Source organism: Pseudonocardia parietis, from assembly GCF_017876315.1.
Taxonomy (GTDB): Bacteria; Actinomycetota; Actinomycetes; order Mycobacteriales; family Pseudonocardiaceae; genus Pseudonocardia; species Pseudonocardia parietis.
In genome coordinates this window covers 2793849-2809247 of record NZ_JAGINU010000001.1, presented here as the reverse complement: position 1 = coordinate 2809247, position 15399 = coordinate 2793849, and the positions used below count along the sequence as shown (strand labels likewise).

The 15399-nt window shown below is 71.8% G+C and carries 14 protein-coding genes; 7 read left to right on the top strand and 7 right to left on the bottom strand.

Going from position 1 to position 15399, the window contains the following annotated elements:
- Positions 1 to 132 precede the first annotated feature (132 nt).
- Positions 133 to 1542: an MFS transporter gene (locus JOF36_RS13275; protein ID WP_210027076.1), complete on the top strand. Its 1410-nt coding sequence runs from the start codon at positions 133 to 135 to the stop codon at positions 1540 to 1542.
- 51 nt (positions 1543 to 1593) lie between these two features.
- Here the strand turns inward: JOF36_RS13275 and JOF36_RS13270 are convergent, their stop codons facing one another.
- Genes JOF36_RS13270 through JOF36_RS13245 form a run of 6 tightly spaced genes read right to left on the bottom strand, consistent with a single transcriptional unit; the run spans position 1594 to position 8119 of the window.
- Complete coding sequence (locus JOF36_RS13270) at positions 1594 to 2763, bottom strand: acyl-CoA dehydrogenase family protein (RefSeq protein ID WP_307862357.1); 1170 nt, start codon at positions 2761 to 2763, stop codon at positions 1594 to 1596.
- Positions 2760 to 3545, bottom strand: coding sequence for an NAD(P)H-dependent oxidoreductase (locus JOF36_RS13265; RefSeq protein ID WP_210027075.1), 786 nt, complete (start codon positions 3543 to 3545; stop codon positions 2760 to 2762). The genes JOF36_RS13270 and JOF36_RS13265 overlap by 4 nt, the downstream gene beginning before the upstream one ends.
- Positions 3542 to 4759, bottom strand: coding sequence for an acetyl-CoA C-acetyltransferase (locus tag JOF36_RS13260; RefSeq protein WP_210035539.1), 1218 nt, complete (start codon positions 4757 to 4759; stop codon positions 3542 to 3544). Before JOF36_RS13260 ends, JOF36_RS13265 begins: the two co-directional genes overlap by 4 nt.
- Before the next feature lie 5 nt (positions 4760 to 4764).
- Entirely contained in the window at positions 4765 to 6405 is a 1641-nt protein-coding gene (locus JOF36_RS13255; protein WP_210027074.1) for an AMP-binding protein, read from the bottom strand.
- The gene (locus JOF36_RS13250; RefSeq protein WP_210027073.1) at positions 6402 to 7223 is read right to left on the bottom strand and encodes an alpha/beta fold hydrolase; all 822 of its coding nucleotides are present in this window, start codon (positions 7221 to 7223) and stop codon (positions 6402 to 6404) included. The genes JOF36_RS13255 and JOF36_RS13250 overlap by 4 nt, the downstream gene beginning before the upstream one ends.
- On the bottom strand, positions 7220 to 8119 hold the full coding sequence (locus JOF36_RS13245; RefSeq protein ID WP_210027072.1) for a hotdog domain-containing protein: 900 nt from the start codon (positions 8117 to 8119) through the stop codon (positions 7220 to 7222). Before JOF36_RS13245 ends, JOF36_RS13250 begins: the two co-directional genes overlap by 4 nt.
- A 119-nt stretch (positions 8120 to 8238) precedes the next feature.
- On the opposite strand from JOF36_RS13245, the gene JOF36_RS13240 reads away from it, so the two are divergent.
- Both JOF36_RS13240 and JOF36_RS13235 read left to right on the top strand, forming a co-directional pair.
- Positions 8239 to 8856 (top strand): TetR/AcrR family transcriptional regulator, encoded by a 618-nt coding sequence (locus JOF36_RS13240; RefSeq protein ID WP_210027071.1) that lies wholly within the window; start codon positions 8239 to 8241, stop codon positions 8854 to 8856.
- A gap of 133 nt (positions 8857 to 8989) precedes the next feature.
- Positions 8990 to 10333, top strand: a complete 1344-nt coding sequence (locus JOF36_RS13235; RefSeq protein WP_210027070.1) for an MFS transporter — start codon at positions 8990 to 8992, stop codon at positions 10331 to 10333.
- Positions 10334 to 10486: 153 nt separating this feature from the next.
- On the opposite strand, the gene JOF36_RS13230 is transcribed toward JOF36_RS13235, so the two are convergent.
- Positions 10487 to 11269, bottom strand: a complete 783-nt coding sequence (locus JOF36_RS13230) for an IclR family transcriptional regulator (RefSeq protein WP_210027069.1) — start codon at positions 11267 to 11269, stop codon at positions 10487 to 10489.
- Positions 11270 to 11419: 150 nt separating this feature from the next.
- Between JOF36_RS13230 and JOF36_RS13225 the strand changes: the two genes are divergently transcribed.
- The 4 genes from JOF36_RS13225 to JOF36_RS13210 are packed head-to-tail and all read left to right on the top strand — an operon-like array spanning position 11420 to position 15390.
- On the top strand, positions 11420 to 12337 hold the full coding sequence (locus JOF36_RS13225) for a cupin domain-containing protein (RefSeq protein ID WP_210027068.1): 918 nt from the start codon (positions 11420 to 11422) through the stop codon (positions 12335 to 12337).
- Entirely contained in the window at positions 12334 to 13128 is a 795-nt protein-coding gene (locus JOF36_RS13220; RefSeq protein WP_210027067.1) for an HpcH/HpaI aldolase family protein, read from the top strand. Before JOF36_RS13225 ends, JOF36_RS13220 begins: the two co-directional genes overlap by 4 nt.
- On the top strand, positions 13125 to 14465 hold the full coding sequence (locus JOF36_RS13215) for an MFS transporter (protein ID WP_210027066.1): 1341 nt from the start codon (positions 13125 to 13127) through the stop codon (positions 14463 to 14465). Before JOF36_RS13220 ends, JOF36_RS13215 begins: the two co-directional genes overlap by 4 nt.
- 37 nt (positions 14466 to 14502) lie before the next feature.
- Positions 14503 to 15390 (top strand): DUF6282 family protein, encoded by an 888-nt coding sequence (locus tag JOF36_RS13210; protein ID WP_210027065.1) that lies wholly within the window; start codon positions 14503 to 14505, stop codon positions 15388 to 15390.
- Positions 15391 to 15399: the final 9 nt, after the last annotated feature.

Sequence of the window (15399 nt, the reverse complement as noted above, 5' to 3'; positions counted from 1 at the left end):
TGACCGGTGCGACCCACGTCTCCTTCACTGGCCCGGCACACGGACCACTCGACCTCCCTCGCCCGTACCGGCGACCGGCCGACCCGTGGGTCCTCACCGACGAGTACCTCCCGCTCCGAAGGGTCCGATGACATGGCCTCAGCCCCAGCTCGCGCGGTGGCCGGCACCGCGACGACCACCCCGGATCCCGGCACCGGGTCCCGTACGAGGGCATGGGGGCTCACCGGGCTGCTGGTGCTGCTCTACGTGATCAACTGGGCGGACAAGGCCGTCCTCGGGATCGTCGCGCAACCTCTCGCCGACGAGCTGGGCCTGTCCGCGTCCCAGATCGGCCTGGTCGGCAGCGCGTTCTTCGTGACCTTCACGATCGGCGGGTTCTTCGCGGGCCTGCTCGACAAGTGGATGACGCTGAAGTGGTCGCTGGTGCTGCTCGCGCTCGGGTGGGCCGTGGCGATGCTGCCCGCCGTCCTCTCGGCGACGTTCGCGGTGCTGCTCGTGAGCCGGATGGTCCTCGGTTTCGCCGAGGGCCCCTCCGGCGCGATGATCCACACCGGCGTCTACTCCTGGCATCCGCCGGAGAAGCGGGGCGTGCCGTCGGCCTGCATCACCGCAGCCGCCTCCGTCGCGAAGATCGCGATCGCGCCGGTGCTGGCGCTGGTCGTGGCCACGTGGGGCTGGCGGGCAGCGTTCGTGACCCTGGCGGTCGTCGGCGTCACGTGGTGCCTGGTCTGGCTGCCGACATGGCGGGAGGGCCCCTACGGCAAGCGAGCCGCGACGAAGCCGGCCGGCGCCCCGGCGGCGACGAAGGCGATCGGCACCCCGGCCGGGACAAAGGGGGCCGACACCACGGCGGCGCAGCAGGACGCGCGGACCGGTCCGGCCGTGGTGGCCGTGCCGTGGGGCCGGATCCTGCGCACCCCGACCTTCCTCGGCGGTGTCGCGGCGATCCTCCCGATGTACGCGGTGGTGACGGTCGTGCTGACCTGGCTGCCGTCGTACTTCGAGGAGGGACTGGGGTACTCGCGGGTGCAGGCCGGCGTGATGTTCGGCTTCCCCAGCATCGCCAGCCTGCTGATGCTGTTCGTGCTCACCGGGGTCAGCGACCGCCTGATCTCCCGCGGCTCGACGTCGCGGATGCTGCGGGGCGTGCTCCCCGCGACCGGCCTGCTCGCGTGCGGGCTGGCGTTGACGGCGCTGCCCTGGTTCGACGTGCCGTGGATGGCCGTGGTCGTGGTGTCGGTCGGGTACTCGTTCGGCGCGAGCATCTTCCCGCTGCTCAACTCGGCGATCTCCGAGGTGGTCCCGGCGCGGCAGCTCGCCGGCACCCTCGGGGTGTTCCTCGCGTTGATGGCGACCGGCGGGCTCGTCGGCCCGTACCTGACCGGCCTCGTCGTCGACGCCGCGGCCACCCCCGCCGAGGGGTACGCCTCCGCCTTCCAGATCTTCGGTGTGATGGCCGTGGTCGGTGCGGTGATCGCGTTGCTGACGGTGAACCCGGAACGGGACAAGGCCCGCCTGCTGGGCACACCCGCCGCGAGCTGACACGCCGTCGCGCCCTGTGAGCTGAGCCGCCGGACGGTGTAGTGGGCGGCGTCAGCGGGAGTCCGGGCGACCCAGCAGGGCGTCGGAGATGATCCGCATCTGAATCTCCGAGGTCCCCTCGAAGATCTTCGTCAGGCGCGCGTCACGCCAGTACCGCTCGACGGGGAAGTCCGTGGTGTAGCCGGCCCCGCCGTGGATCTGCAGTCCCTCGCTGGTCACGCGTTCGGCCATCTCGGAGGCGACGAGCTTCACCATCGACGCCTGCACCGGGCTCGGCTGCCCGGCGTCCACCGCGGCGCAGACCTGGTACATCAGGGCCCGGGACGCCTCGATCTGCGTGGCCATGTCCGCGATCGTGAACCGGATCGCCTGGTTCTCGCCGATCGGGCGGCCGAACTGCACGCGCTGACCGGCGTAGGTGATCGAGTCCTCCAGCGCGCCCCTGGCGAGCCCGATCGCGCGGGCGGCGGTGTGGATCCGGGCGGTGTCGAGGTCCCCCATGGCGACCCGGAAACCCTTGCCGAGCTCACCGACGACCTCCTCGGCCCAGGCGTCGTCGAAGGCCAGCTCCCAGGTCTTCCAGCCGTGGTAACCGATCTTCCGCACCGGAGTGCCGGTCACCCCGTCGGGCAGCGACCCGCGTTCCTTCGGCATCAGGAAGCAGGTCACGCCGCGCGAGCGGTGGGCGGGATCGACCGGCCCGGTCCGGGCGAAGACCTGCAGGTAGTCGGCGCCGTCGGCGAACGTGCACCACATCTTCTGGCCGGTGATCCGCCAGCCGTCGCCGTCCGGGGTGGCCCGACAGCTCAGGTTCGCCACGTCGGACCCGGCCTCGGCCTCGGAGAGGGCGAAGGCGCTGAGGAACTCACCGCGGGCCATGGCGGGCAGGTAGCGCTCGCGCTGCGCCGCGTCGAACCCGGCGGTGAACTGCTGGCCCCGGGCGATCAGGCTCGCCACGCTCATCCAGGCCCGGGACAGCTCCTCGACGACGACGGCGTACTCGGACAGTCCCAGGCCCAACCCGCCGTGCTCCTCGGGGATGAGGATCCCGAAGAAGCCGAGCTCGGACATCTGCGCGCGCAGATCCATCGGGATCTCGCCCTGCACCGGGTCGAGCTCGTTCGCCCGCGGCAGGACCTCTCTCATCGCGAACTCGCGCGCCATGTCCCGGATGGCGAGGCGGTCCTCGGTGAGGAAGATCCCGGCACTCTGTGCGCTCACGTCGTCGGCTCCTGTTGCAGGTGCACGCCCAGGCCCGCCATGCCGGGGGCGTACCGGTCGTGCAGCACGAGATCGTCGTCGTACTCGCCACCGTTCTGGGTGCGGAAGGCGATCGGTTCCGTGCTCGGGATCGAGAGCACCCGCTCGCGCAGCGCCGCCGCGGTGGCTCGGAACTCCTCGTCGGACACCCGGTTGGCCCCGGGGACGACGACCGGCGGGAGCACCTCCATGCCGACGTAGAACAGGGTTCCGTGCTGGAGGGCGAAGAGCAGTTCGGAGATGTCACCGTTGAGGCCCCGCGGCCCGAGGGCCGGGGCGCGTCCGCCCGCGGTCGTCACGACGAGGGCTCGCTTGCCTGCCAGGTTTCCGTCGCCGTAGCGCAGGGTCCGCCCGGGATTCGACGGGTCCTCGATCCCGTAGGCGAAGTCCTTGAGGAAGACCCGGTCGAACCAGCCCTTGAGGATCGCGGGCAGCGAGTACCACCAGAGCGGGAACTGGACGATCACCGCATCAGCAGACTTGATCTTCATCTGCTCGGCGACCACGTCCTCGCTCAGCGTGCCGTTGCGCAGCGCGGAGGCCGACACCGGTCCGACGCGGAAGCGTTCCTCCGCGTCGTGGCCGTAGTCCGCGGCCGTGACGACCGGGTTCCACCCCATCGCGTACAGGTCGGAGTGCGTGACCTGGTGCCCGGCCCCTTCGAGGGCCGCGACCGCGTCGTCGCGCAGCGCACCTCCGAGCGAGCGTTGTTCGGGGTGGGCGAAGACCCACAGGACGTTCATCCGATCCTCTCCACGATCGTGGCGAGCCCCTGCCCGCCGCCCATGCACATGGTCTCGATCCCGTAGCGGCTGCTGCGGCGGCGCATCTCGTGCGCCAGGGTCGCGAGGATGCGGCCGCCGGTGGCCCCGGCGGGGTGCCCGAGCGAGATGCCCGAGCCGTTCACGTTGAGCCGCTCGTGGTCGGCCGCGGTGAGCTTCCACTCCCGCAGGCAGGCGATGACCTGCGCGGCGAACGCCTCGTTGATCTCGATGAGATCGATGTCGGCGAGGCTCAGCCCGGCCCGGTCGAGTGCCCGGGCCACCGCGGGCACCGGGCCGATGCCCATGGTGCGCGGCGGCACCCCCGCCACCGCGGACGACACGACCCGCAGGTACGGCGTCAGGCCCAGTTCGGCGGCCCGGTCTGCGGTGGTGACGACGCAGACGGCGGCGCCGTCGCTCTGCCCGCAGGCGTTGCCCGCGGTGACGGTCGCGTCCGGGTCGACAGCGCCGCGCACCGGCCGCAGCCGGGTCAGGTCGTCGATCGTGAGACCGGGGCGGGGGTGCTCGTCGACGGTCACCACCGTCTCGGGCGTTCGTCGCGTCCCGGGCACGGTCACCGGCACGATCTCGTCGGCGAACCGGCCCGCCTCGGTGGCGGCGACGGCTTTCTGCTGGGACGCGAGGGCGAACTCGTCCTGCTCCGCGCGGCTGATCCGGTACTCGGCGCGCAGGTTCTCCGCGGTCTCGAGCATGCCGCCCGGTACCGGGAAGTCGGTGCCGCCGGCCGTGGTGCGCCCGCGCGCGATCCGGTTGACCAGGGTCAGCTCGTCGGCGCGGATCCCGTCCTTGAGGCCGAGGGCGTAGTACTCGGCCTGGCTCATGGCCTCCACCCCACCGGCCACGACGACGTCGGCCCAGCCCTGGCCCACGGTCAGCGCCGCCTGCAGCACGGCCTGCAACCCGGAGCCGCACCGCCGGTCGAGCTGCATGCCGCCGACGCCGACGCCGAGCCCGGCGTTCAGTGCCGCGACCCGGCCGATCGCCGGTGCCTCGCTGGTCGGGTAGCAGTAGCCGAGCACGACGTCGTCGACGTCGCCCTCGCCGAGGCCGGTCCGTTCCCGCAGCCCGCGCAGGGCCTGGGTGGCGAGGTCGGCGGCGGTGAGGCCGGCGAACACGCCCCCGTCGGCGCCGACCGGTGTGCGCACCGGGTCGCAGATCACCACATCGGACAGTCCGCTCACGATTCGACCTCGATCATCTGTTCGGCCAGCTCGCGCAGCGCCCCCGCGCGGATCTTCGACCCGTTCGTACCGACGGTGGTCGGCATCTCGTCGATCACGTGCACGGACGCGGGCACCTTGAACCGGGCCAGGGTCGCCGCACACCACTCGCGCAGCTCGGCCGGGTCGGGCTCGGTGCCGGGTGTGGCCTCGACGAACGCGACCGCCCGGGTGTCCCCGTCGACGGTCACGCCGACGACCTTGGTCCGGGCCACCGCGGGGTGCTCGGCCAGCCGTACCTCGATCTCCGCGGGTTCGACGAGGAACCCGCGCAGGCGCAGCGAGTCGCCCATCCGGCACAGGTAGTCGAAGCTGCCGTCGGCACGGACGGTGCCGAGGTCGCCCGACCGGAACCAGCCGTCCGCGGTGAACGACCGCGCCCGGATCGCCCCGTCGTCGTCACCGAGGTAGGCGTCGACCACGTTGTACCCCCGGAACTGCAGCTCCCCGGGCTCGTCGCCGGCCGGGGCCCCGCCGGTGACCGGGTCCACCGCGCGGACCTCGATACCGTCGAACACCGGACGCCCGCCGCCCCGCCTGCGTGCCGGGCTCGGGTCGTCCTCGCGCCAGAACGCGGCGAGGGCGAACGTCTCGCTGGAGCCGTAGATGCCCAGCGTCGGGATGCCCAGCTCGTCGTCGGTCCAGGCTGCGACCTGCATCGAGTTGCCATAGAAGTCGCCGAGGAGCATCCGGCGCCAGGTGCTGAGGTCGGCCGGGTGTTCCCGCCACTGCGCCATCAGCCGTCCGCCGACGTCGTCGGCACTGGCGAGGTGCGTCACCGCGAACTCCGCCATGTGCCCCACGACGACCTCGGTGTCGAAGGTGGACTCCAGCAGTGCCGTGCCGCCCGCCGCGATCGCCGTGAACGCCGGGACGTAGCCGAACACCCCGGACAGCGGGAGGACGACGAGGCTGACCGAGTTCTCGTCCCATCCGCCTGCCACGGCGACGTGGCGGGCGTGCGCCGCGACGGCACTGCCACGGTGGGCGGCGAGCTTCGGCATGCCGGTCGATCCGGACGTCGTGAACGCCACCGCGAGCCCGTCCGGCGTACCGCGCAGCGCATCGAGGTCGAGGTCGCCGGTGGTGCCGGCCGGGGTGAGGATCCAGGCGCCCGCGCCGGCGTCGTAGCCGGCGACCTCGTCCGGTGCGGCGGGGTCCTGCCCCGGCCCGGTGAGCACCGCGACCGACGGCGCGGGGACGCCGGCCGCCGCCACCGCGTCGTGCAACGTCGCGCGCAGGTCGAGGTGGAGGAAGTCGTGGGCGACCAGCACGGCGCCCGGCCGCGCGTGGCCGAGCACGTGGGCCACCTCGGCGACGCCGTAGCGGGTGTTGATGCCGATCACGTGCGCACCGAGCGCGGCGACCGCGAACTGTGCGACGACGGCGTCCGACCAGTTCGGGAGCCACACCCCGACGCAGTCGCCCTCGCCCACCCCGTGCTCGCGCAGGTCGTCGCGGAGCACGACGGTGCGCCGCCACAGCTCGGCACGGGTCACCCGGCGGGGCTGCGTGCCGCCGTCGACGAGTGCCACCGAGTCCGGCGCGGCCGCAACCGTGTCGGTCAGGAGATCGGTCAGCGTCGGCCCGGACGTCACGACGTCACCGCGGATCGGTGCCCGGCCAGCTCCCGCAGCCAGCCGTCGAGGGTCCCGGCGAAGCCGTCGAGCTCCTCCATCGGGTAGTGCCCGATGCCCTCGAGCAGCGTGTAGCGGGCGTCGGGGATGCGATCGGCGGTGCGCCGCACCTCGGCGGGGTCCAGCCAGAGGTCGTCGGCGCCGACGACCAGGTGGGTGGGGCAGGTGACCCCGGGCAGGCCGTCGCGGACGTCGTGGGTCGTCCAGCCGATGAGGTCGCTGCTGGAGACCTCGGGGTCCTCGCGGCGGTGCATGCGGGCGATGAGCTCCGCCCGCGCGGCCGGTACCCGGCTCCCGACCACGGCGAGCGTGCCGAAGTAGGTCCGGTCGGACCGGCTCGGCGCCGACGCGTCGACGAGCTCGCGCTCCAGCCCGCGCACGGTGAGTCCCGGCGAGTCCGTCCCGCCGTGCGCGGCCATCGCGACCGCCCCGACGAGCCGGTCGCCGCAGCGGACGGCGAGTTGCAGGGTGATCGCCCCGCCGATCGAGCAGCCGACGACGAAGGGCCGCTCCAACCCCAGCCGGTCGATCAGTTCCTCGCACCAGGCCGCGTACACGCCGAGGTCGCGGACCGGGCCGCCGGCCGCGGGCTCGGAGCGACCGTGCCCCGGCAGGTCCGGGACCACCACCCGGTAGCCCTGCGCGGCGAGCCCGGACTGCACGTCCCGCCACTGGACGCCGTTCTGGCCCGCGGTGTGCAGGCACAGGACCGGCGGCCCGTCGCCCTCCTCCAGGACGAACGAGCGCGTGCCCCCGACCTCGATGTACTGCGCCCTCATCGGTCGTCGTCCTTCCGTTCGGCACCGGCGAGCGCCCGTGCCTCGTCGACCAGGGCGACGAGGGCGGCGGTCAGCCGGAGGTACTCGTAGGCGTTGCCGTCCGTGTGGAACTCGTCGCGCATGGTCCGGACGGTGAAGTCGTTGACCGGGCCGGTGATCAGCCGGACCCAGGTGAGGTCGGAGGCGCCGACGACGAAGGTCGGCCCGCTCGGCGTGCGCCGCCCGCTCTCCAGCACCCTCCCGCGGTAGATGCGGAACTGCACGACGTCGTCGCCGAACCGCAGCCCGATCGAGCCGTCCCAGGTGCCGGTCGCCCGGGTGAACGCCTCCGAGGACCCGAGACGCTCGGCGAGTGCCCGCGTCCAGGCGGGGGTGGCGAACGCCGACCCGATCCGGCCGGCCGCGTCGTCGACGGCCGAGCGCGCCGTGACGAGCGCGGAGGTGCGACCCTGCTGGACCACGACACCGTCCTGGTTGCGGACGACGACGTGCCGCCCGAGGACACCGTTGCGCAGCGTGGAGGTGCGGCGGGCTCGGACGACGGTCATCTCGTAGGTCACCGAGTCGCCCACGTGGATCGGGGCGAGATAGTCCCAGTGGGTGTCCAGGGCCGCCTCGACGTGAGCGGACAGCCCCAGATCGTGGTGCCAGCCGAAGAAGCCGGCGATGCCGAGCGGCCCGTGTACGAGCGGTCGCCCGTCGGCGGTGTGGCCGTGCTCGGTGTGCAGGGCCGCGCGGTCGCCGCTGAGCTCGGCGAACGCCGCGACGACGGCTGCGGAGAAGGTCCGCGGCGGGCCGGTGAAGACCTGACCCACCTCGAAGTCCTCGAACCAGGGCCCGGCTTCCGGCAGGTCCGCCGCAACCACGGTCGCACCGGCAGCGGTGCTGTTCGTCATGGATCGTCCTCTCCGGCCGGGCGTAACGAACGAACGTTCTTGTGTCGGACGCTACGACCGCAGTCGAAGCGAGTCAAGGACGAACCGACCGCGCCCTGTGGGTGCGTTAGGCTCTCGATATGAACACCCGTTCTTCGGCCCTCGTCGCCGAGACCGGCCGTCGGAACGAGGCGGCGATCCTCAATGCCGCCATCCACGCCTTCGGCACCAAGAGCTTCAACGGCGCGTCCATGCGCGACGTCGCGAAGGGCGCCGGGACCAGCCTCTCGAACCTGTACAACTACTTCCCGTCGAAGTCGAAACTGCTGGCCGCGGCCATGCGGCACGCCAACGACGAGCTGCAGCGACGCGTGCGCACCGCGGTCGATCAGGCCGGCGACGACGCGCCGTCCCGGCTGCGCGAGGCAGTCCGGGCACACGTGGGATTCGTCGTCGACCACCGGGTGGCGATGGTCGTGTCCACCAACGACGTGCGCTTCCTGGACGCCGAGGACCGGGACGCGCTGGTGGTCGACCGGGACGCGACCGAGGCGACCTTCGAGCGGATCATCGCCCAGGGCACGACCGAGGGCAGCTTCCACACCCCGTACGCCGACGACGCGGCCCGCGCGATCCTGGGCGCCGCCGGCGCGATCGCGGGCTGGTACCGCCCGGACGGGCCGCTCAGCCGCGGACAGCTGGCCGAGCAGTACGCGCGGTTCGCACTGGCCCTGGTCGAGGGCCCCCTCCCCCGCTGACGCCCGCGCCGTCGCCCTTGCCACTTTCGGGTCGCATCGGTACGTTGCCAGAACGATCGTTCGTTACTACTACCGAGCGATCTGACCCCGGCACGGCGCGGCCGCATCGCAGCGGCCCGGAGGTGAGACCCGTATGAACCAGCACGTACCGCCCGCGAAGATGGGCAAGCTCGCCACGGCGGCGGTGTTCGCCACCGCGCTCGAGTGGTTCGACTTCCTCGTCTACGCCACCGCGGCCGCTCTGGTGTTCAACGAGCTGTTCTTCCCGTCGGTCAGTCCGGTCGCCGGGACCCTGGCGTCGTTCGCGACGCTCGCGGTCGGTTTCGTGGCCCGCCCGCTCGGCGGCGTGATCGCGGGGCACGTGGGCGACCGGTTCGGACGCAAACCTCCGCTGGTCGCGTCGATGCTGCTCATGGGCGTGTCGACGTTCGCGATCGGCGTGCTCCCCGGGTACGACTCGATCGGCGTCTGGGCACCGGTCCTGCTGGTGGTCGCGCGGCTCGTGCAGGGCCTGGGCGTCGGGGCCCAGTGGGGCGGCGCGGCACTGCTGCTCACCGAGCACGCACCCGTCGAACGGCGCGGCTTCTACGGCAGCCTGGTCCAGACCGGGGCGATCGTCGGCGCGGTGGCCGGCAACCTGTTCTTCCTGATCCTCTCCTCGACGCTCACCGACGAGCAGTTCGGCTCCTGGGGCTGGCGCATCCCGTTCCTGTCGGGGCTGTTCCTCGTGCTGATCGGCGCGTACGTCCAGATGAAGATCGAGGACACTCCGGTCTTCCGGCAGATGCAGCAGGAGTCGGCCGAGTCGAAGCGCGAGGCGGGTCTGCGCAAGGCCCCGCTGGTCGAGGCGGTCCGCCTGCACGGCCGGGAGATCCTCCAGGCGGCCGGGGCGTTCTTCGTCGTCAACGCCACGTTCTACATCCTGATCAGCGGGATCCTGAACTACGCGACGGATACCGTCGGCATGTCCCGCAACGCGATCCTGTGGTGCGTCATGATCGCCGGACTCACCCAGGTCGTCAGCATGCCGTTCTTCGGCGGGCTCACCGACCGGATGGGGTCGCGGAAGAAGCTCTACCTCATCGGCACCGTCCTGATGGGACTGTTCGCCTTCCCGCTGTTCTGGCTGGTCGACACCGGCTCGACCCCGCTGGTCTTCATCGGACTGCTGATCGCCTTCACCATCCACGCCACGATGTACGGTCCGCAGGCCGCGCTCTACGCGGAGATGTTCCCGGCCGACGTCCGCTTCTCCGGCGCGTCGCTCGGCTACCAGTTCGCCTCGGTCTTCGCCGGCGGCCTCGCGCCGTTCATCATGACCGCGCTGCTCGCCGCGACCGGCGGCTCCTGGTCGGTCTCGGCCTACATCCTGGCCTGTGCCGTCGTCACGTTCGTCTCCGTCGTGACGATCCGGGAGCACTTCCGCCGGGACCTCTACGAGACCTCGTCCGCCGCAGCCGAGCGCACCTCGCGGTGAGGCCACCTCACACCGGTTCACTGCTCCGCACACCCGCTGCAACACGTGTGAGGTGGAGCGAACCGGTGTGAGGTCGCCATGCCCGCTCGGCACTCTTGGCTCGCCGCCGTGAACGACCTCCGCGCGCGGCGGCGTTCGTCGTCGGGCACGCCATCACGGGCAACCCGGGAACCCGTCCGGGTAGTGGCGCTCGCCGCCGAGTTCCGCGCTCAGCGCGTATGCGGCGTCAGCCAGTGCTCGGCCCGCCTCGTGCGGCTCGCGGACCGGGAGGGTCCGCGCAGTCCCGATCACGGCGATCGTGGCGCAGATACCCGCCTCGTCGAACACCGGAGCGCCCACCGCGGTGATGTCGGACTCGGCGATGTGGGTCGACGACAGGCCCGTGCGCCGCACCTCCTCGACGCGCTCGGCCAGTCCGGTGTCACCGGCGAGCAGCCGCTCGGCCCGGGACCGGTCGGCCATGAAGGCGAGGAAGACCTGGCTCTGCGCCGTGTCGACAGGTAGCTGGTGTCCCACGCGCACCGACACCACCACCGCGCTCGTGCCGTCCTCCTCGACCCGGGTCACGACCGGGCCGGTCGATCCCCACAGGCTCAGCGCGGACGACAGCCGGGTGGTCCGGGAGAGCTTCGCCAGGTGCGCTGGCGCGAGGTCGACGACGGCGCGCCGGCCCAGTGCGAAGGTGCCGAGCTGGACGAGGAGTCCTCCCGGAACGAACGACACCCCGTCGCGTCCGCGTTCGAGCAGGCCGCTGGACACCAGCGAGGCGAAGTACCGGTGGGTTGTCGTCCGGTTGAGCCCCAGCTCGGTGGCCGCCGCCGCCACGGTCAGCTGCGGCCGGTCGGGCCGGAACAGGGCGAGGATCTGGCTCGCCCGCGTCACCGCCTGGATGTCCGACGATGCCCCCTCGGCCCCGCGCTGCACCGGCTCCTCCATGCGGATTCCTTCACCTCTCACCACGGGATCGGTCGAACGAACCGTAGTCCGTCGGCGAGGAAGGACCCCGTTGACGCCGAGGTCGACCGATGTCACTCTGTTCACATCACGAACTAAAGCTTCACGATGTGAACATCATAGAGGAGCAGGATGTCGTACGGAGCCAACGACCCCCGATCGGCCATCGCGGCCGGCCGGCAGACACCCGATCGACCGAACGTCCCGGCCCGGTTCCTGGACCTCAGCGAGCTGGAGCCGGCCGAGATCACCACCCTCGGGAGCCGCACGTGGTGGGTCCGGGGACAGAACGCCGTCGTCGCGCACACCCAGGCCCGAGCCGGTGAGCGGCTCGCACGTACCGGCCAGCCCGACGAGTACATGGCCCTGTTCCCCGACGCCGGGGCCACCGCCGAGATCGGGGCGGGGACAGAGCGGGCGAAGGTCACCGATCGGTCGGTCGTCGTGGTTCCCGCCGGTGACAGCCACCTCGAGGTGCACTCAGACACGACCGTGATCAGGCTGTTCTCGGCCCGGTCCACTGATCTGCAGGAACTGTGCCGCAACCGGGCCGCATACGCCGATCCCGATCCGAACGTCACGCCGTTCGCCCCGTGGCCGGGCCCGGTCGACGGCCCCCGGATCCGGGTCTACCCGGTCGCCGACCACCCCTACGAACAGGGCCGCTTCGGTCGCCTCTTCCGATGCAGCACGGTCATGGTCAACCTGTTCGACGCGGACTTCGGTCCGCGCGACACCGCGAACCTCTCGCCGCACCACCACGACGACTTCGAGCAGTACTCGCTCACCGTCGCGGGCCGGTGGGTGCACCACATCAGGACGCCGTGGACGAGGAACCTGGCGGACTGGCGGCCGGACGAGCACGTCGAGGTGGCGAGTCCGTCGGTCACCGTGATCCCGCCGCCCGCGGTGCACACCAGCCGCTCGGTCGGTCAGGGCGTCAACCAGCTGATCGACGTCTTCTGCCCGCCACGGCTGGACTTCTCCGAGCGGCCGGGCTGGGTGCTCAACGCGGACGAGTACCCGATGCCGCCCGGGGCCCCGTCGTGACCGTGGCGTTCGGTGAGCTCCTCACCGGTGACGGGACCCGCTACGGGACCTGGATCAAGCTCCCGGTCGCCGACAGCGTGGAGCTGGTGGCCGCGGCCGGCTTCGACTTCGTCGCCCTCGACATGGAGCACGCCCCGCTGGGCGTCGGCACCGTCCACCAGCTGATCGGCGTCGCACGGGGATGTGGGATCCCGGCGCTGGTCCGGGTGCCCGACCGCGGGGCGTCGACGATCGGGCGGGTGCTGGACTCCGGCGCCGCCGGCGTCCTCGTCCCGCACGTCGACGGGGGCACCGACGCGCGGGCCGTGGTCGCGCACGCCCGGTTCCCGCCGCACGGCACCCGGGGTTACGGGCCGACGGTGCGCGCGGGCGGCTGGGGTTCCGATCCGGACGGCTATCTTGCCGGCGGCGAACACGTCGCGGTCGTGCCCCAGCTCGAGAGCCCCGAGGCGGTCGCGGCGGTGGAGGACATCGCACGGGTGCCGGGGCTGGGCGCGCTGTTCGTGGGCCCGGCCGATCTCGCGGTCGCGACCGGTCTCCCCGCGGACTCCGCCGAGTTCGGCGAGCTGCTCGCCCGGGTCGGCAAGGCCGCCGAGGCGCACCGGGTGCCGCTCGGTACCGCCGTCGGTTCCGCCACGGCCGCGCGGGCCCTCCCCCTGAACTACGACTTCGTCCTCGTCGGCAACGACGCCACGATGCTCGGCCGGTCGGCGCACGAGATCGTCCACGACCTCCGGGCGGCCGGCGACCCGTCGCCACCACGCACCGGCCCAGCGAAGGACCAGCCATGACCTCCTCGACGCACGACGACCGGCCCGGCACCGCCCCGGCCGCAGACCGTTCCGCGGAACGCCGCCGCGCGCTCACCGGCGGCGTCACCGGCTACTTCGTCGACCAGTTCGACATCTACGTCCCCGTCATCGCGCTCGCACCGGCGATGGCCTACTTCGTCCCACCGGACCTCGACACGAGCACGCGGACGATCGTCGCCGCCTTCATCTTCACCGCGACCCTGCTGGGACGGCCGATCGGTGCCGTGATCTTCGGGGTGCTCGCCGACCGGACCGGCCGGCGCAAGGCCACGATCATCGCCATCGCCGGTATCGCGGTGACCACGATGATCATCGCGCTGCTGCCGGGCTACTCGAGCGTCGGGCTCTGGGCGGTCGCACTGCTGATCGCGCTGCGGCTGCTCGACGGCGTGTTCCTCGGCGGCGAGTACACCGCGGCGATCCCGCTCGCGATGGAGTGGACGCCGAAGCGTCGCCGCGGCCTCGCCAGCGGATTCATCACCATGACCTCCCCGCTCGCGCTGTGCCTGATCTCGCTGCTCACCCTGGTGTTGCTGCAGATCTTCCCCTCGGGCCCGGCGGACTCGCCGTACGCGACGTGGGGATGGCGCATCCCGTTCGTGATCGGATCGCTGCTCGCGCTCGTGGTGCTCGTCTACTTCGTCAAGTACGTGCCCGAGTCCGAAGAGCACCAGAAACAGGCCCCGCAGGAGCGGGTCTCGCCGTTGCGCGAGCTGTTCCTCGGCGCGCACCGGAGCAGCCTGCTGCAGGTCTTCGTCCTCATGACCGGCATCTGGACCGTCCTGAACGTGACCGTCACGATCCTGCCGGAACTGGCGTCCACGGCAGCCGGGATGACGTCCACCCAGCTCACGATCGCCCTGGTGATCGCGTCGCTGATCAGCGCCGCGACCTACCCACCGGCGGGCCTGCTCAGCCAACGGTTCGGTCGCCGCCCGTTCTACATCGGGACCGGGGTACTCGTCGCCGTGGTCGGCGCCGGGACCCTCGCCGTCCTCGGCACCTCCGCCGGACTCGGGTTCTGGACGTCCACCGGGCTGCTGAGTGTGGCCTTCACCGTCGGGATCCTGGCGTTCGGACCGGTGGCCGCCTACATGACCGAGCGGTTCCCCGCCTCGATGCGGGCGACGGGATACGGCATCGGCTACAGCCTGGCGCTGGTACTGCCGGCCTTCTTCGCCTACTACCTGCTCGGGCTCGAGGCGATCGTCGGTCCGGAGCTCGCCCCCGCCGCTCTGGTCACGATCGGGGGTCTGCTGACCGCCGCCGGCGCCTGGCTGGGGCCGGAGACCCGTGACGTCGACATGCACAGCTGACCCGGCCCGCATCCCTTACATACCTCGAGGAGACACCATGACCACCGATGCCATCGACGCAGTCCTCGACGGTCTCGTCGACATGCACTGCCACTCCGGACCGTCCCCGATGCCCCGGGAGTTCGACCACGCGGGCGGTGCCCGTGACGGCTGGGAGCGCCTGCGCATGCGGGCGATGGTCGCCAAGTGCCACCACCACAACACCCAGATGGATGTGCTCGCCCAACGCCCGCTGCTCGCCGACATCCCGACCGAGGTGATCGGCGCGGTCGCGCTCAACACCACCGTCGGCGGCCTCAACCTCGCCCAGGTGCAGCTCTGCCTCGGGCTCGGCGGGAAGATCGTCTACCTGCCGACCGTGTCGTCGGGCCGGCACATCGACTGCCACGCGGAGAACCTCGGGTTCCCCACCCCGACCGTGAAACTGACCGCGGAGCGGATCGAGGTCGTCCGGGACGGGCAGGTCGTGCCGGAGCTGCTCCCGATCTTCGACCTGATCGCCGAGCACGATGCCGTCCTCAACGGCGGGCACCTGCACCCCGAGGACATCAGCGCGTGCTTTGCCGCCGCCCGGGACCGGGGAGTGCGCAACTTCGTCGTGTCGCATCCGGACTTCGTGATCGGCGCCGACCCGAAGCAGTGCCTGAGCTACATCGAGGGCGGCGCGCTGATCGAGCACGAGCTGCACATGTACGACCCGGGCGCCCGGATGCGCTGGCCGGTCGAGCAGCTCATGGAGTGGATCTCGGCACTCGGGCCGGAGAACACGCTGATCGGGTCCGACCTCGGCCAGGCAGGCTTCCCCCGCCCGGTCGACGCCTTCCGGCGCGTCGCCGAGGCGCTGCTGGACCTCGGGCTGGCGGAGAAGGACCTGCGCCGGATCGTGCACGACAACCCCCGCGAGCTGCTCTCACTCAGCGACTGAGAACCCGTC